General features: G+C 65.7%; 5 protein-coding genes and 1 pseudogene. All 6 read right to left on the bottom strand.

The features are described 5' to 3' along the window. Positions 1–173: 173 nt before the first annotated feature. Positions 174–1,772, bottom strand: a complete 1,599-nt coding sequence (locus tag LFM09_RS15880) for an FAD-dependent monooxygenase (protein WP_414097203.1) — start codon at positions 1,770–1,772, stop codon at positions 174–176. Beyond that, on the bottom strand, positions 1,769–6,478 hold the full coding sequence (locus LFM09_RS15875; RefSeq protein ID WP_414097202.1) for an alpha/beta fold hydrolase: 4,710 nt from the start codon (positions 6,476–6,478) through the stop codon (positions 1,769–1,771). Before LFM09_RS15875 ends, LFM09_RS15880 begins: the two co-directional genes overlap by 4 nt. Next, a pseudogene (locus tag LFM09_RS15870) lies at positions 6,471–11,885 on the bottom strand (beta-ketoacyl synthase N-terminal-like domain-containing protein); the annotation flags it as partial. The gene LFM09_RS15875 and the pseudogene LFM09_RS15870, both read right to left, overlap by 8 nt. Positions 11,886–11,968: 83 nt before the next feature. Further along, entirely contained in the window at positions 11,969–17,359 is a 5,391-nt protein-coding gene (locus LFM09_RS15865) for a type I polyketide synthase (RefSeq protein WP_414097201.1), read from the bottom strand. Continuing rightward, positions 17,295–17,882: a malonic semialdehyde reductase gene (locus LFM09_RS15860; protein ID WP_414097200.1), complete on the bottom strand. Its 588-nt coding sequence runs from the start codon at positions 17,880–17,882 to the stop codon at positions 17,295–17,297. Before LFM09_RS15860 ends, LFM09_RS15865 begins: the two co-directional genes overlap by 65 nt. Before the next feature lie 1,132 nt (positions 17,883–19,014). Next, positions 19,015–22,002: a BTAD domain-containing putative transcriptional regulator gene (locus LFM09_RS15855; protein ID WP_414097199.1), complete on the bottom strand. Its 2,988-nt coding sequence runs from the start codon at positions 22,000–22,002 to the stop codon at positions 19,015–19,017. Between the last annotated feature and the right edge of the window lie 100 nt (positions 22,003–22,102).

Here is a 22,102-nt window from a genome sequence, read left to right as displayed (position 1 = left end):
ACGTGGAACGTGTGCCAACGGCGACCGCAAGAAGATCGCCATAGCCATGAACGGGATCTACACGGCACCCATCCTCGAGGCCGTGGAGCTCGGCGTCGCCGAGTCCCACGAGCAGGCTCGGGGTAGATCGGGCAGCGGCCGAACTCGCGTGCCGACATCCCATGCTCTGGTGTTCACGAATCCCTGTGGCCGAGAACTCGATCGAGAACCACCTTAGGGTGATGGTCGGAGTTGTCGCCTTCCTGTGCCCGCCACGCAATGTATTGGTCGGGGCGCACAAGAAGCGCTTCCACATCGTCATACACGGCCGCCGGCGGTAGCTCGGCCTCGGCGATTGGAATACCCCGCTCACGAGCATGGTCCACGAAGGCGCCGAACCTCGAAGAACGGTGAAGGAGTGTCAGTCCTGCGCCGAGCAGGTCGTATGCAGACTGTCCACTAGGGAGCCAAACGTGAGGCAGGCGCCTGCCTGCCCGCGTCGACGCGACATGCGTGGTGATGTCCTCGTCTGCACGTTGCGGTGCAGTGTCGTCGGCAAACACGATGGGCGAATTGGAGTAGTCGTTGCCGAGCACCAAGCCCAGGCTGTGGAACTCGGTCCTCATCGCGTGCTGCACTGCGACCGCCAACGCGGTGTGCGTGTCTGCCTTCTGCTCGGTTGCGCTGGCTCGCAGGCCCAGCATCGCGCGCATGTTGCGTGTCGTCGCCTCAATTGTGCGCTGGGCGACCCTGCGTCTCTCCGATTCGTAGCTCTGCAGGAGATCAGGGCCGCCCCAGCCTTGCGTCACGGCCGCCAGTTTCCATCCGATGTTCACCGCGTCGCCGATGCCGGTGTTGTACCCGTGCCCGCCCCAAGGCGGATTCAGATGCGCGGCGTCCCCTGCCAGATGCACTCGTCCGGTCTGGAACGAGGTTGCCAGCTGCATCCGCGCCTGCCAGGAGTCCACACACAACACTTCGATGTCGGTCGGCTCACCTAGCAGTTCTTGCACCAGTCGCGCGGGTTCAGCCTGCGAAGCGCCGCTGGTGCCTGCCCACCACGTGTCTTCCAGGTCGAACCTGCCGAGCACTCCGGCAATCCCGGGAGCGAAGATCCAGTAATGGACGGCGGGCTGGTGGGGAACCCGCTGTGCCAGGCCGCGTGCCCGAAAGACGATCGTGACGTTGGTCTTGCCGTCGATGGAACCGGTCAGCCGCGCTCCGATCGCGTTGCGCGTCGGGCTGGTCGGGCCGTCGCAGCCGACGACGTGCTGAGCCGTGATGCGGTGGATCGTTGAATCAGCGCTTACCGCATCGACCACCACAGCGTCGCTGTGTTCGTCCAGCGAACGCAATGACCAGCCTGCGGCAAAGGTGACGGAGGGCAGTTCGGTCAGTTTCTCCCGGAGCACCTGTTCCACGACCGGTTGCGCGACCTGCTGTCCTGATTCCGCGAAGTCCGGGTGCGGCTCGGGCATCAGTCCGAAGCAGTCCGTGAACCTCGTGATCTCGGGGCCCAGAAGGGTAGCGCACACCGCGGCGTCCTGAGACCAGCGCACTGGCAGCGAGGCGCGGTTTCGCACCGTGTCGGCGATTCCCCAACGGCGGAAGTGCTCCATCGTGCGCACGCTGGACGTCTTGGCGCGCGGGCGGAGCGGGCTTACCTCCGTCCGGGGCTCCAGCACGACGCACTCGACATTTCTCGTTCCCAGTTCCACGGCGGTTGCAAGCCCCACCGGACCACCACCCACGATAACGACCGTTGTGCTGGAAGGAAGTTCACAGGTGTTCACTGCTGTTCCTCCGCGCCAGTGAAGAACTTGGTGAGCATCTCGTTGAACGGTGCGCCCGTGTTCTGTGTGCCGTGCCCACCGGGGACCACGATCCGCTCACCACTGATCGCGTCTGCCAGCGCGTCACTCACCGCTTCGAACAACGGACGCTCGCCGCCGCTGATGACCGCCTTTCGGTAGGGGGAGGCGAGCAGCACGCTCAAGGGCACCTCGGCCTCCCACGGCCACAGCGATCCTCTCAACGAGCGCGCCGCGTAGCTCACCAACTGTTCGGGCAGGGGATCGGGATAACGCATACCCGGCTCGATGATGGAGAACATCGTTCGAAAGAACTTCTCGGGATCTCGTTGCGTTGCAACGAGATCCCGCATCTGTTGTTCGTAGTCGTCCACAACCCGCTGTCCACGCGCCACCGCGCTCGCAGCACTTTCGACCAGCGTGAGCGAACGGACCGCATCCGGACGACGCGCCGCCGCGTGCATGGCACCGAGAGTTCCGTACGACTGCGCCACGAGATGTGCTCCGTCTTCCAGCAACTCGGCGATGATCTCGGCATCCTCGAGGTAGTTCTCGCCTGCTTCCGCCGGGCTTCCGTCATAGCCTGGACGGGACACGATGATCAGGCGCCACCTGTCTGCGAGCGAGAGCTGCGTTTGCCAGGACTCCGGGCCGCCGAACGCGCCGCCGTGCACCAGAACGACTGGTACACCGCTGCCGTGCTCCTCGACTCGCACGCCGCGAGGCCCGATGCGCCGGACCACTGCAGGATTGGTACCGCGAGGAGCTCGCAACGTCTCCATGACGCGATCCTCGATCTCGGCCAGAGTCGGTGAGCCGAGAAACCACGATGTCGGAACCGCTGTTCCGATCGCCGCCGAGGTTGCGTTCTTGAGTTCGACGGCGAGCAACGAGTCGACACCGAGGTCCTGCAGACCCACGTCGGTGCCGATCTCGTCAGTCGGCATACCGAGCACTGTGGACACCTTCTCGACCAGCACTTTGCGAGCGGCTGTGCGCGCGCCTGCCTCGTCATTCGCCTTGAGAAGCTCGGCGACCGCCGAAGAGCTACCAGCCGGCGACGGCACGACTGGTGCTGACGGGAACCGCCTCTTCGCGGACGTGACCGCCTGGAGCATGGTCGTGTGGTCGGTGGTCGCCAGGTGCACGCCCCGGAAGCTGGCTACGGACCGGCCGTTCTGCTCGAACAGAGCGATGTCGACGACGAGGGTTCCGGACGTGACGCTGAGGTCGCGCACCACGGTGTGGCACAGCAGCTCAACTCCAGCGGTGCTGCAGCCGTGATACTCGTAGTGTTCGATCTCGAGCAACAGCAGTACGTTTTCTCGCGGCCATTCGGTAGGCATGCACGCGAACACCGACTGAAAGGCGGTGTCGACGATACCGGGGTGCAGGAGGTATCCGTTCTGAAGCTCGGTGTCGTCCGCCTTCCGCAACCACGCCAGCACCTCGCCGTCGCGGCGCACAGCACGAGAAAGCCATTGCGCTGAAGGGCCGAGCTGTACGTGTCGTCGCCACAACCCGCGGTAGAAGGCCTGCCCGCTGATCGTGTCCGGGCAACGACCGATGATCGTGTCGATTTCCGCAGATCGAAGGTCGTGCCGACGTGGGCCTTCAAGGATGTAGGAGCCCTGGGCGTGGGTCGTCCACTCGTCGTTCTTCCTGCTGCAGTAGGTGAAAGCTCCGCCGGTGGGTTCTGGCGTTATCACCAGCTGCGTGGTGAGCCGGCCATCTTGCGGCACCAGAATAGCCTGGGGCACGACGAAGTTCGTGACGACGACCGACGAAGTCCCGTGCAGCTGTTGTGTTGCCTGTACCACGGCTTCGAGGAAGAAGCCCGCGTTGACGATGGTGGTATCGCCGGACACGCAGTCCGCCAGCGCGGGGTGGACCTCGGTGCTCAGCTCGGCGTGGAACTGCTCGATCGGAAGCGGGGACGACAGCCTCATCCCGATGAGAGTCCTGTCGGTGGCAGCCGGCGGCGGGACCGTGTCCCGGCTGGTGGGTGTGAACCAATGTCGCTTACGTTCGAACGGGTAGGTCGGCAACGAGATCCGGCGGCGTGCGAATGGAGCGTCGAACGCGTTCCAGTCGACGTTCGCACCGGCGGTGACGACCTCACCGAGTGCGCGCAGGAGCGTTCGCCAGTCGCCACGACCCCGACGCAGCGACGGGACCAGGCGGGGCCCGGCATCGCCGAGGTGGTCCTGCACCATGCCGATGAGGTGCGGCGAGGGACCGATCTCGATCAGCACCTGGCAGCCCAGACCGATCGCGGTGGCGACGGAGTCCGCGAACCGAACCGGCCGCAGAGCATGCTCACGCAGGTAAGACGCGTCGACCATGTTGTCCGGAACAACCTCGGCTGTCACGTTCGACACGAGGGTGGTCGTGGGCGCTTGGTAGTTGATACCGGCCGCGTACTTCTCGAAGTCGTTCAGCATCGGCGCGAGCAACGGCGAGTGGAACGCGTGCGACACCGCGAGGCGTTTGACACGCACTCCATCCTGTTCGAGCTGAGCCGACACCTCGGCCAGCGCGGCCTCGGTGCCGGACAACACCACCTGGCGAGGGCCGTTGATCGCGGCGACCACCAGCTCGTGCTCGCGCCCTCGGATGGCCTCGGCCACCTGCTCGGGAGAAGCGAACACGGACGCCATCGCGCCACCGGAAGGTAGTGCGTCCATCAACCGGGCGCGTTCCGCGATGACAGCGAGTCCGTCCTCGACGGTGAAGATTCCCGCGGCGCAGGCCGCAGCGTACTCGCCGACACTGTGACCCAGCACAACCGCCGGCCGCACGCCCCAGCGGCGCCACAGGCGGGCGAGCGCGTACTGGGTCGCGAACAACGCGGGTTGCGTGTAGCGAGTACGGGTGAGGAGCTCCTCATCGGAGCCGAACATGATTTCCAGCAGCGATCCTCCGAGGTGGTCGTGCAGTACCGCGTCGCAGTGGTCGAGATCGGCGCGGAAACCTGGCTCCGTGGCGTACAGCTCTTTAGCCATCCCCGTGTACTGGGCACCCTGCCCGGTGAACAAGAAGGCGATCTTCGGCTGCACTCCTGGCTTAACGGTTCCCGTGCACAGGCCTGGTGACTGCTCGCCGTCAAGGTACTGCGCGAGGCGTTTCGAGAGGTCCTCGAGGGTTGCCGCGCGAACAGCGAGCCGTTTGCCGAACCGGGAGCGGCCGGTGTTCAAGGTGAACGCGAGATCGCCCAGGTCCACGCGGTTCCCGGTCACGAAACCGTTAAGCCGCCGCGCCTGTTCCATGAGCGCTTCGCCGGTACGCGCCGACAGCACGACGAGGTGTTCGGATCGATCTGTCGTCCGCTCTCGCTCAGGAGGCTCAGGTGCCTCCTCCAGAATCATGTGGCAGTTCGTTCCGCTTGCGCCGAAAGAGCTGACGCCCGCGATCAACGGGGCGTCGTGTCGTCGCCATTCGACAGCGGTGGTGGGGAGCTCGACCGCGAGACGGTCGAGTCCGATCTCCGGGTTGACCTCGCGCAGATGCGAGAGCGGCGGGATCGTTTGCTTGCCCAGCACGAGCACTGTCTTGATCAGGCCCGCGATGCCGGCCGCCGACTCCAGATGCCCGACGACGGCCTTCGCGGCGCCGAGCAGGACAGGTTTGTCCTGTGGACGGTCCTGCCCGAGCACCGCGTTGATGGAGTTGACCTCGATGGGATCACCGAGAGCGGTTCCTGTGCCGTGAGTCTCGACGTACCCAACGCGGGAGCCCGGGACATCAGCTGCTGCCAACGCCCTGCGGATGACGTCCTGCTGAGCGTGCCCGTTGGGCACGGTAATACCGCTGCTACGTCCGTCCTGGTTGACCGCGGAGCCGCGGATGACGGCGAGGATCCGGTCGTCATCGGCGAGTGCGGCGGAGAGCCGCTTGAGCACGACCACCCCGCATCCCTCGGATCGGCCATATCCATCGGCGGCGCTGTCGAACGTTTTGCACCTGCCGTCGGCCGCGAGCATGTTCGCCTTGTCGAGCACGGCGAAGGCCTCTGGCGCCAGGAGTGCGTTGACTCCACCGGCGAGCGCTGTGGTGCATTCCCCTGCCCGCAGGCTCTGACAGGCGAGATGAACCGACACCAGTGAGGACGAGCAGGCGGTGTCGACCGAGAACGCCGGTCCCCGCAGACCCAGCCAGTAGGCCAGTCGCCCCGCGGTGAACGTCGATGCCGTCCCGGTGAGCACGTAACCGTCAAGATCGGACGGATTGAGGCCACCCATTGCGAGATGGGTGTAATCGAACCCGGTGACGCCCACGAACACGCCGGTCCTGCTCCCGGACAACGATTCCGCCGCGATACCGGCATCTTCCATTGCCTGCCAGGCGACCTCCAGGAACATGCGCTGCTGCGGATCCATGTGCGCTGCTTCGCGCGGTGAGATGCCGAAGTGTGCCGCGTCGAACTTGTCGATGTCATCGACGAACCCGCCTCGCCACTGGTTCGTGGCGGCGTCTTGGCGACCGACAGGTGGTTCCGATGCGACATTGGTTCCTGAGTTCAGCAGCTCCCAGTACTTCTCGGGAGTGTCCGCACCCGGTACGCGACATGCCATCCCGATCACGGCGATGGGTTCCGTACGAGCACGTTCGCTCACCTCGAGAGCGCCGCGAAGCTGGTGGATCTCGGTCAGGGCTTTGACGAGGACGTCCTGTGTCAGGTCAGCCATAGAACTCGGACACCCTCTTCCTGAGTGACGCCGAGCGGTCGATCTCGGCGGTCAACATGATCAACAGGTCGTTCTCCGTGAGATCGCTCATCGGTGGCAGCGTTGCGGGTTCGCTCGCCACCTCTGTCGCTATGGGGGTGCCGATGGGAGCGGTGATGAGCTGGTCTTTCGGGGCCGCCAGCACGTCCATCAACGCGGAGGTCAGCGCCTCGACGTTGGGCTGGTCGAAAAGCATTGTCGCCGGCAGGTCGGTGCCGAGATCGGACTCCAGCGCGCGACGCAACGCCGTGGCGGACAGCGAGTCCATACCCAACTGGAAGAAGCCTTCGGTGGGATCTACGTCTGCGACGTCGACCTCGAGCAGTCGCGCGGTGTGACCGAGCACGACGGACGTCAGGTCGTCGAGGGTCCAGCTCGCCCGTCCTGGATGGACAGTGGGCGGGACAGTCGCCTGCACCGGCTCGGCAACAGGTGCAGGCTGCTCGGAGCTGCTGTGAGCTCGCATGGCCCAGTACCGCTTGCGCTCGAAGCGGTAGGAGGGAAGGTCGACGAGCGATCCCAGGTCTGAGCCTGCTCGCCAGTCGACATCGACGCCCATGACGTGGGCTCGCGCCAACGCGCGCGAGCCATCGACGTCCACGACGAACGCAACGTCGCGGCTCTTCAACTCTCGCTCGACCGGCTGATCCCCGGTGAGCAGAACGACGAACGCGTCCTTGCGGCCGATCGCACCGGCGAACTCGGAATCGGCTGAGCTCGTCAGCAGCGGTCGAGGCCTGATGCCGTGGTTTGACCAGACCCGCAGCCGATCCGGCGAACCGCGGCCGACGAAGATCGAGTTTCGCCTACGCGCGACACCGGACACAACCTGCTCCGCAGCGCGACCATCTGCGACCGCGAGCATCCCGTCAAGGAGGGCTGCACGATCATGTCCGGAGACAACGGCCCTGTGCTTGTGCAGCGACCTGCGTGCCAGCGTCCAAGCGATGTCGGCGATGTCCAGCTCGGGATGCGCGTCGATGTGGTCGTGGAGGTTCCGAGCCTGGCTTCGCAGCGCAGCCTCGGTGTGTCCGGAGATCGGCCACGAGACCTCTGCAACCTGGCCAGTGGTGTGGCCGCTCGCTGCGTTGGCCGGGTCTCCCTCTTCGATGATCACATGAGCGTTGGTTCCACTCATGCCGAACGCCGAGACCGCTGCGCGGCGCGGCTGGGAACGCGTGGTCCACGGTTTGCTCTCGGTGAGCAGCCGCACGGTGCCGGACGACCAGTCGACCTGCGTCGTCGGCTGCTCTGCGTGCAACGTCGGCGGTAACGTCGCGTGACGGAGCGCCTGCACCGCTTTGATGACCCCGCCTACGCCTGCGGCGGCCAGGCTGTGCCCGATGTTCGACTTGAGTGAACCCAGCCACACCGGCCTGGATTCGTCTCTCTCCGCTCCGTACGTCGCGATGACAGCGTTGGCCTCGACAGGGTCGCCCAGGCGCGTTCCCGTGCCATGCGCCTCGACCAGGTCAACGTCACGCGCGCAGAGCCGGGCGTCGGACAACGCCTGCCGGATCACATCCTGTTGCGCAAGGCCGTTCGGTGCGGTCAGTCCGTTGCTCGCCCCGTCCTGATTCACAGCGCTGCCACGGACGACCGCGAGCACCGGATGACCTGCTCGTCGAGCGGCACCGACTGTTTCCAGCACGAGCACCCCGGCACCTTCTGCCCATCCGGTGCCGTCCGCGGCCGCGCCGAACGCCTTGCATCGGCCGTTCGACGACAAGCCGCCCTGCCGGCTGAACTCGGTGAACACCTCCGGGGTCGCCAGCACAGTCGCACCTCCAGCGAGAGCCATCGACGTCTCGCCGCTGCGCAACGATCGAACAGCCAGGTGCAGCGCAGTCAACGACGACGAGCATGCGGTGTCCACGGTCATGGCTGGCCCTCGCGTGCCGAGCAGGTAGGAAATCCGGCCGGACACAACGCTCGTTGCCAGCCCGGTCACCCGATAACCCGCCGCGTCCTCCGGCTGGTAGTCCTGCATGGCGATTCCCATGTACACACCGGTTGCGCTGCCGGACAGCGTCTGAGGGTCGATGCCTGCGCGCTCCAACGCTTCCCACGACGTTTCCAGCAACAGTCGCTGTTGCGGGTCCATCGCCATCGCTTCCGGCTCCGAGATGCTGAAGAAGGACGGATCGAAGTCGGCTGCTTCGGCGAGGAAACCGCCTTCTCTCGTGTATGACGAGCCTGAGCCGTTGATGCTGGCGGGATACACCTCAGCTGGCCATCCGCGGTCGGTCGGGAAGTGCGACACCGCGTCCACCTTGTTCCGCACGACATCCCACAGATCGTCCGGAGAAGCAATACCGCCGGGGTAGCGGCACGCCATACCGACAATGGCGATCTCATCGTCGTCGATGAGCTGGACCGACTCAGCATGCGTGCTCTCCGGCGGCTTCGTGGTCCCGGCGGTGGATGCCAGGTGCCTGGCCAGCGCTGCGGGCGTGGCGTGCTCGAACACGAGTGCGGTGGGCAAGGACAGGCCGAGTGAGTCGCGCAGTCTGCCCTGCAGCTCGATCAGTCCGCCGGAGGTGATGCCGATCTCGTTGAACGAAGCCTCCGGGTTCAGTTCGGTCGGGTCGCCGTGTCCGGTTACCGAGGCGACGATCCCGAGGAGGATTGCCTCCACCTGTTCCGTGCTCATGCCGGTCTCGGGGACAGGCTCGGTCGCGGTGATCGACTCACCGGTGGGCGGCCGCTCGCCCAAGGCCAGCGCAGCGTGGTCCCACCAGTAACGATCGGTGCGAAGCGCGAACGTCGGGAGCGGCACGGTTCTTGGTTTGAGTGGTGAGAAGAGCGCGTGCCAGTCCGGCTCGATGCCGGCGACATGGGCCTGTGCGAGCGCGGCCACGACCGATTCGGGTGCGGAGTCAGTCCCACGCATTGCGGGGATCACCCGTGCGCCGTCGGTGCCGAGGCTCTGCGCGGCCATCGCCGCGGCCGAACCGTTGGGACCGAGGTCGAGCAGCACGCTGATCGGTTGGTGAGCCAGTCGGCGGATCGAGTCGGCGAACCGCACGGTCTCGCGTGCGTGGCGCACCCAATAGTCCGGTGACCCGAGTTCGTCGGCGATATCACCGGTCAGGTTCGACAACACCGGGACACGTGGTGAGCTGGACTTGACTCCGGCGACCACCGAGCGGAACTCGGCGAGCATCGGTTCGAGGAGAGGAGAGTGGAACGCATGACTGACTCGCAGGCGCTTTGCTCTCCGCCCCAGCGATTTCCAACTGGCCACCGCAGCTTCGACGGCTTCGACGGCGCCGGACACGACGACTGATGCCGGGCCGTTGACGGCAGCCACCACCGCGGAGGAGCTGGAACGGGCCAGCTCGTCGCGAACCTCGTCCTCGCCGGCCTGGATCGAGGCCATCGCGCCGCCCGCGGGAAGTGCCCCCATGAGCCGAGCGCGAGCAGCCACCACCGTGCAGGCGTCGGGCAGCGACCAGACGCCGGCGATGTGCGCAGCGGTCAGTTCACCCACGGAATGCCCGACCAAATAGCCGGGGCGCACACCCCAGGACTCGAACAACCTGGTGAGCGCCACCTCAAAGGCGAACAAGGCAGGCTGTGTGCAAGCGGTGTCATGCACCAGGTCGGACTCCGCGTCGAACATCAGCTTCCGCAGGTCGTGCGACATGTGCTTGCCCAACTCCGCGCACACGGCATCCAGCGAGCTCGCGAAGGCCGGGAACTGCTCGTACAGCTGCGTTCCCATGCCGGGATGCTGAGACCCCTGTCCTGAATAGACAAATGCTGTCTCGCCGACATCTGCCTTTCCGGTGACGACGTCCGCACGCGGCAGGCCTTCTGCCAGAGCGGTGAGGCCGCGCACCAGCCCGGCTTTGTCCTGTGTCACCACCGCGGCTCGCACGTCGAATCTGGTCCTCGCGGTGGCGAGCGAATGGGCCACATCGCCGAGGGGAAGTTCGGAGTGTTCCTCAACGTGAACGCACAGGCGTGCCGCCTGTCCTCGCAAGGCGTCACTGTCGACAGCGGACAGAGGAAAGACCAGCGGAACGGCTGGGGACGTGATCGGTTCTCGGTTCTCGACAGGATCGGAAGCCGCTTCCAGCAGAACGTGAGCGTTGGTTCCGCTGATGCCGAAGGATGACACACCTGCTCGGCGGGGGCGTCCGTCCGCCGCTGGCCATTCACGCGCTCGGTCGAGCAGCCTCACTGCTCCCGAGTCCCAGTCGACCTCATCGGTAGGAACGCTCGCGTGCAACGTCTCGGGCATGGTCCCGGTCCGCATGGCCAGCACCATCTTGATCATCCCGGCTACACCCGCGGCGGCCTGCGGGTGCCCGAAGTTCGATTTCAGGGTGCCGACCCACAGCGGCCGGTCTTCCGGGCGGCCCTGGCCGTATGTGTCCAGCAGCGCACCTGCCTCGATCGGGTCACCGAGCGTGGTGCCGGTTCCGTGAGCCTCCACGACGTCGACATCCAGAGCATCGAGTCCGGCATCATCGAGTGCTGCCTGAATCAACCTGCGTTGTGCGGTGCCGTTCGGTGCGGTCAGACCGTTGCTCGCGCCGTCCTGGTTGATCGCGGATCCGCGCACCAGCGCGAGAATCGGATATCCCTGTTCCGTCGCATAGGATTCTGTGGCCAGAACGAGCATGCCGGCGCCTTCGCCGAGCACTGTGCCGTCGGCGTCCGCGGAGAACGCTTTGCAGCGCCCGTCGGCCGCCAGCCCGCGCTGGACGCTGAACTCGATGAGAGTTTCGGGTGTGGACATGATGGTGGCGCCACCGACCAGTGCAAGCCGGCAGTCACCGCGGCGCAGCGCCTGGGCGGCGAGGTGTGTGCACACCAGCGAGGACGAACAGGCCGTGTCGATCGTGACGGCGGGACCTTCCAGACCGAGGGTGTAGGAGATCCGTCCCGATGCGACGCTCGTCGCGCCGCCTGTCATGTAGTAACCGGCGAAACCGTCCGGCACACCTTTCGTGGCCGCGTAGTAGTCGGAGTTGAGCACACCGACGAAGACACCGGTCGCCGTGCCGTTCAGCGAAGCTGGGACGATGCCCGCGTTCTCGAGGGCTTCCCAGGCGGTTTCGAGCAGCAGCCGCTGCTGGGGGTCGATTGCGGTCGCCTCCTTGGGAGTGATACCGAAGAGAGCAGGGTCGAAGCTCCCCGCGTTGTCGAGAAACCCCCCTGACCGGACGTAGCTGTGCCGTGGCGTGCCGGGGATCGGGTCGTACAGCGTGTCGAGGTCCCAGCCGCGATCTGTCGGCAGCGGGCCGATCGCGCTGGTGCCTTCGGCGATGACTCTCCAGAAAGCCTCCGGTGAACGCACGCCACCCGGCATACGGCACGCCATGCCGACGATGGCGATCGGCTCAGCCTCTCGTGCACGCAGTTCGGAGATTTCGCGGGTCAGTCTTTGGTTGTGTTTCAACGCTTTTCGCAGCGCGGCGACCACTGCTGGATCCGCAGTCATCGATTGCCCTCCGTGCTCTCGACTGTGCGCATGGAGAGGGCGATCAGCTCGTCGACGTCCAGCTCGTCGACCTCCACGTTCGTTGCCTTCGAGGTGGATGATTGCCCGCTCGGCTCTGGTGCGTCTGATCTCGGAGCCGAACGCCCCGCCAGAAGACCGTTGAGGTAACCGGCCAGCTTGGCGGCAGAGGGATGATCAAAGATCACGGCTGCCGGAAGGTGTTTGCCGATCGTGGTGCTCAGCCGGTTGCGCAGCTCCACCGCGCTCAACGAGTCCATACCCAGCTCACGGAATGGCCTCCGTGCAGCCACCTGAGTGATCGAGGCCTTGCCGAGCACAGCTGCCGCGGTCTCGAGCACCAGGTTGAGCAACGTGGTTTCGCGCTCGGCGTCGGTGAGCCCGGCCATGTGCTCCAATGACACCGCTTCCGAGACCCGCGAGGAAGATTCCGCCGGTACAGCGTTGCGGCTCTCTTTCCGCACCAGTCCTCGGATCGAAGCCGCGACTTCCTGCTCGCGGGACTCCTGCAACCGCACCGGCACCAGCACCGCTTCGTCCGAGCACCAAGCGGAATCGAACAGTTCCAGGGCGTCCTCGGTGACGAGCGGCGCGATGTGCACGCCAGGCGCGAGCTTGCTGAGGGAATCAAGACTGACGTTCGCGGTCAGCGCACTGCGCTGCTCCCAAAGTCCCCACGCCAGCGACGTCGCCACGAACCCCTCCGCGCGCCGTCGCTGCGCCAGGGCGTCCAGGTAGGCGTTCGCCGCCGCGTAGTTGCCCTGACCCACGCTGCCGAAAACACCTGCGGCCGAGGAGAACAGGACGAACGCACCGAGTCCGGCGTCCCTGGTCAGTTCGTCGAGATGGCGTGCCGCGTCGGCTTTCGGCGCCATGACGGTCTCGATCTTGTCAGCCGTCAGCGATTCCACCAGGCTGTCCGCCAGCACTCCCGCACAGTGCACAACTGCCGTTAGCTCGTGGTTTGCGGACAACGAGCGCAGCAGGGCTTCGGTCTGGTCGCGCCGCGCGAGGTCACAGGAGATCACCTCGACGGTGGCACCGGCGGCGGTCAGGTCCGCGACGAGATGGTCGGCTCCGTTGGCTTGACGGCCGCTGCGGCTGGTCAGCACGAGCTTGCGGACGCCGTGCCGCGCGACGAGATGCTTCGCGATCGTCCCGCCGAGTGTTCCGGTTCCGCCGGTGATCAAGACCGTACCCGAGGCTGAACGAGCTGCGGCGTCGCCTTCCGCTGCGCCGCCTCGTTCCAGGCGGAAGGCAAGCACTTCACTCGCACGGATCGCCAGCTGGGGTTCTCCGGCACCTAGAGCCTCGCGCAGCAGTTCGGTGGTGTCGCCGAGACCATCGTGGTCGATGAGCACGAACCGCCCTGGACTCTCCGACTGCGCGGATCGGACCAGACCCCATACCGCCGCTAGACCCGGATCGGGTACGTCCTGAGGCAGAGCTGCCACTGCGCCGCTGGTCAGCACGATCAGCCTGCTGTCGCCGAAAAGCTCGTCGTTCAGCCACTCACGCAGCACACTGAGCACTGTCAGCACAGGGGCGCGGTGATCGTCGCCTGCGGCCACCCGAAAGATCACAACCTCAGGTGCGGTACATCCGTCGGGTACGGCGTCCCGCACCTCCGCCAGGTTTTGGTAGCTGGTGAGGTCTGAAGCTGGAGCCGCGCCAACCGCGACCCACTCGCAATTCTCCCGGCTTGTGGTGACGATCGGACGCCAGCGAGGTACCAGCAGCGAGTCGGACGCGCTGCCCAGACGCAAACCAGACGAGGGTGCCACCGTCAGCGAGTCCACGGACAGCACGGGTACTCCTGCCGAGTCCGCGGCTACCACACGACATGAACGACCATCCAGCACGTCCACCCGTACCCGCAGTCGCATCGTGTCCGATGCCTTCAGGCGAATACCCGACCACTCGAATGGCAACAGGGCGGTGCCATCACCTTCGTTGTCCACAGCAAAGCCAACCGCATGCAACGCGGCGTCGAAGAGGACCGGGTGCAGGCTGAAGCGCGTGTGATCACCGCGTAGCTCGGTGGGCAACGAGACGTCGGCGTAGACGGTATTGCCTGCCCGGTGTGCTGAGACGACCCGCCGGAACGACAGTCCGTAGTCAATCCCAGAGTCGGCAAGGCCTGAGTACAGCGTCGCCGAGTCAACGCGTTCGGCGCCGTCAGGCAGTGCGAGCTCGTCCGCTCGCACAGCGTCGCCGACGGTGAGAACCGCAGTGGCGTGCTCGTTCCACGGTACGTCGTCAGCAGCATCGTCCGCGCGGGAGAACAACCGAGCTGTCCGTCCCTCCGCCGTTGTCTGTCCGATGAGGAGCTGGATGCGCAGCGCGCCCTCGTCAGGCAGGACCAGCGGTCGGCTCAGCATCAACGTGTTGAGTGTGGCGCAGTCGAGCGCCCGACCAGCGGTGATCATCATCTCCGCGATCGCCGCTCCCGGTAGTACTGCCCGCCTGTGCACTGTGTGATCTGCGAGCCATGGTGAGGTGGTCAGAGAAATGCGACCGGTGGCCAGATGACCACTGCCGTCGGCGAGCGTGACCGCCGAACTCAGCCAGGGGTGACCCGTGCCGTCCAGCCCTGCGGAGGATGCTCCGCGCGAGTCCAGATCGTCCAACCACAGCCGTTGGTTCTGGAAGGGATACGTCGGTAGCTCGACGCGATTGCCTCCACTCGCGAACACCACGGACCAGTCGACAGGGATGCCGTGCACATGAGCCTGACACAACGAGCGCAGGTAGCTGCCGTATCCGCCGTCTTCCTTGTGCAGAGAGTCGATGACGACGCAGTCGTCGACCCCGTTGTCTCTGGCGATCTCCATGATCTGACGTACCAGTGTGGGATGCGGACTCGCTTCCACGAACACACGATGACCTCCGTCGAGCACCGTGCGCACAGCTTCGTCGAATCGCACCGTCTTACGGAGATTGCGGTACCAGTACTCCGAGGTCAGGCACGCTGTGTCGATGATCTCGCCGGTGACAGTCGAGCAGAACGGCACCGTTGAGGTTGAAGGAGAGAGGTCGGGGAAAGAAGCGAGCAGCAGAGACTCGATCTGCTCGACCTGCGCAGTGTGGCTTGCGTAGTCAACAGGAAGAACGCGAGCAGGGATGTCCTTCTCGTCAAGCTCTGCCACCAGAGCGGCCAACGCCGCGGTGGGGCCGCCCACCACACATGCGGTGGGCCCGTTGATGACGGCGACATCGAGCCCGACGTGTTCTTTGAGCGCGTGTCCGGTCTCGGCCGCGGAGAGTGCCACCGCAGCCATCCCATGGGTGTTGTCCAGAGCTGTCAACACCTTGCTGCGCGTCACGACGATCCGTGCGCCATCCTCGACCGACAGCGCGCCCGCGACGCAAGCGGCGGCGATCTCACCTTGTGAGTGCCCGACGACCGTTGCGATCCGCACACCGCACGACTGCCAAAAGCGCGCCAACGCGATCATGACTGCGAAGAGCGCGGGCTGGACGACATCGACTCGGTTCAGCGACGGCGCGCCTTCTTCCTGGCGCAGCACGTTCATCAGTGACCACTCGCAGTGCGGAGCGAGCGCGTCGGCACACTCACGCAGGTGTGCGGCGAAGATTTCCGATGCGTCAGCCAGCTCGACCGCCATACCGGTCCACTGCGATCCCTGGCCAGGGAAGACCAGCACGACACCGTCGTGATGGTCTTCAGCTCCCATCACGACAGCAGTGGTGCCGGGCTCGTCATTGTCGTGCTGGTTCTCCTGGACGATGGTTTCCAGGCCGCGCTGGAAGTCCTCGGGTGTGGTACCGATCACTGCGGCGCGGTGATCGAAGTGAGTCCGGCCGGTCGCCAGCGAGAAGCCGATGTCTCGTAGCGACATGTCTGGTTGGTCGGTCAGCAACGCTGACAGCCGGGCTGCCTGCTGGCGCAGGGCACCAGGCGTCCGGCCCGAAAGCACCCACGGCAGTGGTTCGCAGGAATCGTGCGCCACGGCCTGATGGCGGTCCGGTGCTTCTTCGAGGATGATGTGAGAGTTCGTACCGCTGATGCCGAACGCCGACACCGCCGCCCGGCGCGGGCGTCCCACTCGTGGCCATGGCTGCTGTTTCTGCAGCACCCTGATCGTGCCCGCGGACCAGTCCATCCTGCTGGTCGGTTTGTCTACGTGCAGAGTCCGCGGCAGCACTCCTGCCCGGATCGCCATGATCATCTTTAACAAGCCACCAATGCCCGCTGCCGCGATGGTGTGGCCGATGTTGGACTTGAGCGATCCAAGCCAGAGCGGGTCCGCCGCATCCCGTTCGCCGTAGACCGCCATCAAAGCCTTGGCTTCGATCGGATCGCCCAGCTTGGTGCCAGTGCCGTGGGCCTCGACGGCGTCGATGTCACCAGCGGTCAACCCGGCTTGTGTCAACGCACGCCTGATCACCTGCTCCTGGGCGGTGCCGTTCGGAGCTGTGAGGGTGCTGCTTGCTCCATCGGAGTTGACCGCGCTTCCTCGAATCACCGCGAGGACCGGGTAGTTCATCCTGATCGCGTCGGACAGCCGGGCCAGGACCACCATGCCGGCCCCTTCTCCCCACGCCGTTCCATCGGCGGCTTCTGCGAATGCCTTGCAGGTGCCGTCTGGTGAGAGGCCGCGCTGCTTGGTGAACTCGGTGAAAGTGCCCGGTTGACTGTGGTAGGACGCACCACCTGCCAACGCGAGAACAGACTCGCCGGTGCGAAGTGACTGGCACGCCAGGTGGATCGCGACCGAAGACGCCGAGCAGGCGGTGTCGACCGTGAGGGATGGACCGGTGAAGCCGAAGAAGTAGGACAATCGGCCTGACATGACGCTGGAGGTCGTGCCGGTCATCACTCGTCCGCGGACATCGTTGGGAGCCTCGTGCCACCGCATGGCGTACTCGGGACTCGCAGCGCCCACGAAGACTCCGACATCATGGCCGCGAAGTGAGAGCGGATCGACCCCCATCCGCTCTACGGCTTCCCAGGCGACAGTCATGGCCAGCCGATGCGCGGGGTGCATCGCTTTCGCTTCGCGCTCGGACATGCCGAAGAACTCGGCGTCGAAGTGAGCGCCGTTCTCGACGAAGTGGCCGAACTTCGTGCTGCTGGTTCCTGACTGCTTGACGTTATCCGCGAACAGGGCGTTGAAATCCCAGCCGCGGTCCGTGGGCATCGCCGAAGTTGTGCAGATCTCGTTTTGCACCACTTTCCACAGGTCCGCGGGTGACTCGACGCCACCTGGATAACGACATGCCGCGCTCACTACGGCTATGGGCTCGACAGCTGTTTCAGTGGAGAGGTTCATCTCGAGATCAGACTGTCGTGAAGACGTCTTCGTAAGCGAGCCGGGGCAACCGGGGGTGAGCTGGAGATCCATCGGCGGGAATACCGACGTTCATGACCGCGACCGCCGCCAGCCGACCGTCCGGAAAGAACTCCGCGTTCAGGGTCTTGGGGTCGAAACCGGACATCGGCGCTGCTGCGAGTCCTGCGGCGCGCACGCCCACGATAAAATATCCGAGCTGAATAGCCGTGTTCATCGTCGCGGAGGCGGTGCGGATGGCTGGCTCGGAGAACATCTCCTTGGCATGAGGTACTGCTGGGAAGAGCTCTGGCAGCTTCTGATGGAACTCGAGGTCGGCAGCCAGAATGATCGACAGGGGCGCGGCAAGGGTCTTCGGCTTGTTGTTGTCGAACATGTGCCTGACAAGCCGTTCGCGCGCCTCGGTCGAACGCACCAGAACAGCGCGCAGAGGCTGCTGGTTCATTGAGGTCGGGCCATGTTTGACCAGATCGTAGATCGCTTGAATCTGCTCTTCCGGCACCGATGTGTCTTGAAAAACAGTCGCAGTACGCGCATGTCGGAACAGGAGGTCTTGTGCCTTCTTGTCAAGTTTCATGTCTGTTGAGTTGAAGGTTGTCAAGTCTCATGCTCCTAGACGCGGCGACGGCGCTGGGCTCAATCGCTTCAAGGGGTGGAAATCGTCGATGCTATCGAGTCAGATCTGGGCGCGAGTGGTCAAGTCAGGCGCCGCTTCAGGAGCTCTTTGGGCGCGAATCTATGCCCCTTGGTCGGGTGTATGTGGCGTCGATACAAACTTCGGTATCACGTCGAGAGCGATATAGTCAATATGAGTCGAATCATGAGCTGAACCTCAATGTTGCTTGTGTCGAGGACCGTAAGCGCGAGGTGAGTTTCCTGGATGATGTCCTCGTAAGTGATGTAAGCGGCCGATCGGAGAAGCCGTCGGCCGAGTCTGTTGTCAAACCTTTCGCTGACCTGCGGGTATCAGGTTGGCGGGCGATCTTGGGTTCTATCTCGGTAGATGCTGGTGGCACCAGCCATCCGGCTGATTGGTGTCTGCGGGACCTTCGCTTGCTTACGCCTTGGTGATGCCGTCTGACTGGACGCCCACGCTGCGCATGTCGCGGACAAACCCCATGCATCGCGCGTCGGGCACACGCGTGATTGCGCCGACCGGGAGATTGTTGCCGCTGCATCGCTCGGCGTCGGCTGAACGGGCGCGGTCGGTCTGGTCCAACTGGCTGCCTGGCGGGTGTCAGCGTCAGGGCGTGCAATCTCGGGCAACATCACACCAGGCCATGGTGGTCAGTTGCGGCTGCGGTTGTCGCCCTGCGCTCCATCACGAGTGGTACCCGGATGGCGATGACCAGCGGTCTTGGCAGCTTTTTTCGGCTGGTAGCGCCTGCTTCTGCAGGTCGCGCGACCGTGTGCTTCCTGTCGGAGCCGCACCGGGGGCATCGAAGGTCGAAGGGCGAGGTGTGTCCGCAAAAAGCGCGGACCACCTCGCCCTTCGAGTGTTTTCTGGGGGCCGAGCCCCCAGACCCCAGCCGGGAGGCTGCGCCCCCGGACCCCCGCTTCGGGTCGTCGCTTCGCTCGACCCGTCCTTAGCGGCATGTCGGGCTGGCGTGACTTCCGAATGGCCACAGTGGACTGTTGTGGAATGACCGGTCTCTTGATGGTGAAGTGGGCCAATTCCTGGGCTTGTGAGCCGGGATTGTGGTGGTTGGTCAGGATTTTGGGTGGGGGGTGGGTGTGGTGGTGAGGTTGGTCAAGTTTTGTTCGTAGTGTTCGCGGGTTGGTAGGCCGCCGGCTCGGGCTCGGGTCAATGCTTCTTGCCAATGGTGTTTTGCGCTGGGGACGTCGTGGTTGGCGTGGGCGATGCGGGCCAGGCCTTCGTGGGCTTTGGCTTCGGTGTAGTTGTCGCCGTCGGGGGCGGTCAGTCGCAGCGACTCGTGGAAGCATTCTGAGGCCAGGGCCGGGGCTTCCAGGTCCAGGTGGGTTCGGCCGAGGATCACTTGCGCGTGGCTCTGGATGTCGCGGTTGCCTGTGCGGCGGGCGAGGGTGAGTGCCTCGCGGGCTCCGTCCAGGGCGGCGGTGAAGTTGCGTTGTTGTCGGTGGGCGTCCGCGATGGTGTAGAGGGCGCGGCCCTCGATCTCGATCGCGCCGATCTGATGGCTGATCGCCTTCGACTTCTCGAGGTTCTCCAGCGCGGCGGCGGTTTCTCCACGGCAGAGCAGGGCGAGGCCGAGGTTGTAGAAGGCCACCGCGTCGACGTGCGGGTTGTCCAGAACAGCGGACTGCGCCAGCACCGTCGTGGCGGCGGAGATGGCGTCGGCGTAGTTGCCGAGACCGGTGTGCGTGGCGGCTAGGTTGATCAGGGCCGCGGCCTTGTCGAACGGCGTCCCGGCCTCGTTGAACAGCGTGCCTGCCTGAAGGAAGCTGGTGCGCGCCTGGAGGTAACGGCCCAGGCGGTAGTGCGCGATCCCCAGGTTGACGTGCGCGCGGCCGGTGCCGCGGACGTTGCCCAGCTCCTGTTCGATCGCCAGTCCCGTGTGCAGCGCCCGCAGTGCGGCGGCCAAGCGACGAGCGGTGCTCAGAGATTTTCCGAGGCCCCGGTACAGGTTCGCTTTTACCTCAGGGGAAACTCCGACCGCGAGGCCGGAGTCGTAGGCGGCCAACGCCTCGTCCACATAACCCTGGCGCTGCAGGACCGGCCCGAACACCGATGCCAGCTCGGCGGTTTCTTCCGGCAGCCCGTGCTCGCTGGCCAGATCGATCAGCTCGGCGATGGCGCGGTGTTCGGTGTCGATCACCGATCGCACTTCGTGTGCCGTGCGCAGGTCCGGCAGCGGGTGATTGCCCCTTGTCCTGTCCTGGTTCCCTACCGGGTGTGCCACCTGTTCGGCGGTGTGGCCGAGGTCGAGGTAGTACTCCACGACGCGGCCGATCGCTTCAGCGCGTTCGTCTTCGGCGCAGAGCGAGCGGGCGAACTGGCGCAGCAGGTCGTGGAACACGTAGCGGCCCGGAGCGCGGTTGACGAGCAGGTTGATGTCGACCAGTTCTTCCAGCGTCCGGCGTGCGTCGGGCAGCTCCACGGCCATGGCGGCGCCGGCGGCGTGCGCACCGAAGTCACCTCCGGGCAACAGGCCCAGGAGCCGGAAGGATCGCTGCGTCGAAGCGGAAAGGTTGTTGTAGGAAACGGTGAACGCCGAGCGGACGCTGCGGTCCTCTGCGGACAGCTCGGTCAGCCTGTGGCTTTCGTTGTGCAGAAGGTCCGCGAGGTCCGAGACCGTCCACCGCGGCCTGCTGCGCAACCGCGACGCGGCGATCCTGATGGCGAGCGGCAGGTGGCCGCACAGCGCCACCACGTCGGCGACCCGCCCGTCGGCAGGGTGCACGGCCGCGACCCGGCAGAAGAGCTGGGCGGCGTCGTCCGGCGGCATCACGTCGATCGAGAACGATGACGCACCCTCCAGCATGGTGAGCCGGCGCCTGCTCGTCACCAGCACCCGCGCACGGGGTGAGGCCGGGAGCAGCGGACGTACCTGTGCGGTGTCGGCTGCGTTGTCGAGTACGACGAGCATCCGCCGGTCGGCCATCACCGAGCGCCACAGGCCCGCGCGGCGGTCGAGGCCCTCCGGGATCTGTTCGGGCAGTACGCCGACACCTCGCAGCAGCAAGTCGAGTGCGGCGTCCGGTGCCAACGGCCGCCGCCCAGGTGTGTGGCCGTGCAGGTCGACGAACAGCTGCCCCTGCGGGAACCGGCTCCGGGTCAGGTGGCCGATCCGCACGGCCAGGGTGGTCTTCCCGATACCGGGCATCCCGTCGATCGCCGAGATGATCACGGCGGTGTCGGAGGCCTTCTCCACCAGCGCGACGAGGTTGCTGACTTCTTCGTCGCGGCCGGTGAAGTCCGGGAGATCGCGTGGCAGGGATCGAGGTTTCACGGGGTCGGCGACAGGCGTCGTGAGCGCGATGTCGCTGCGCAGCACGCGTTCGTGCAGGTCGCGCAGCTCGCGGCCGGGGTCGATCCCGAGCTCGTCGGCCAGGCGGCCCCGGAGCCGTTCGTACGCCCGCAGCGCGTCTGCCTGCTTGCCCTCACGGCACAGCGCCGTCATCAGCTGCGCGACCAACGGCTCGCTGGTCGGGTGCTCGGCGGTGAGCACGGACAGTTCTGCGGCCAGGCCGGCCGTGTCGCCGGTCGCCACCCTCAGGTGGATCAGCAGTTCCTGGGCGGCGAGCCGTTGCTCGGCCAGAGACACCGCCGCAGCCTCGAACACCCGGCCCTCCAGCCCGGCGAACGCGGTACCCCGCCACAGCGACAGGCCCGCGCGCACGGCCTCGACGGCGTCGTCGTTCGCCCCGGCACGGGCCAGTTCGCGGGCGCGCTTCACCGCGCGGGAGAACCGCAGGACGTCGGCCTGGTCGTCGTCGACGCACAGGCGGTAGTTGCCGGAGTCGGTCACCACAGCGGCACCGGCGCTGCCGAGGTCGCGCCGGAGCCTGGCGACGGCGTTGCGCACCTGGCTCCGAGCCGTCGCGGGCGGCTCGTCGTCCCAGAGCGCGTCGATCACCTGGTCGGGCGACATGGCCGTGTTCGCGCGGAGCAGGAGCAACGCCAGCAGCCGCTTCTGACGATGTCCGGCGAGCGTGCGAGGAGCGCCGTCGACCAGCACCTCAAGAGGCCCGAGTACACCGATGCCGACCTCGTTCACACCCGAATTGTCCACCCCCGCTATCCGCCCGTCCCCGTGCGTGGATATCGAACGGATACAAGCTCCGGGCAGCCTGGGGATCCGGGGGTGCAGCGGCACG

The organism is Lentzea alba, assembly GCF_047445655.1.
GTDB classification, from domain to species: domain Bacteria; phylum Actinomycetota; class Actinomycetes; order Mycobacteriales; family Pseudonocardiaceae; genus Lentzea; species Lentzea alba_A.
Note: the sequence above shows the minus strand (reverse complement) of the source record. Positions and strands in the feature narration are given on the sequence as shown.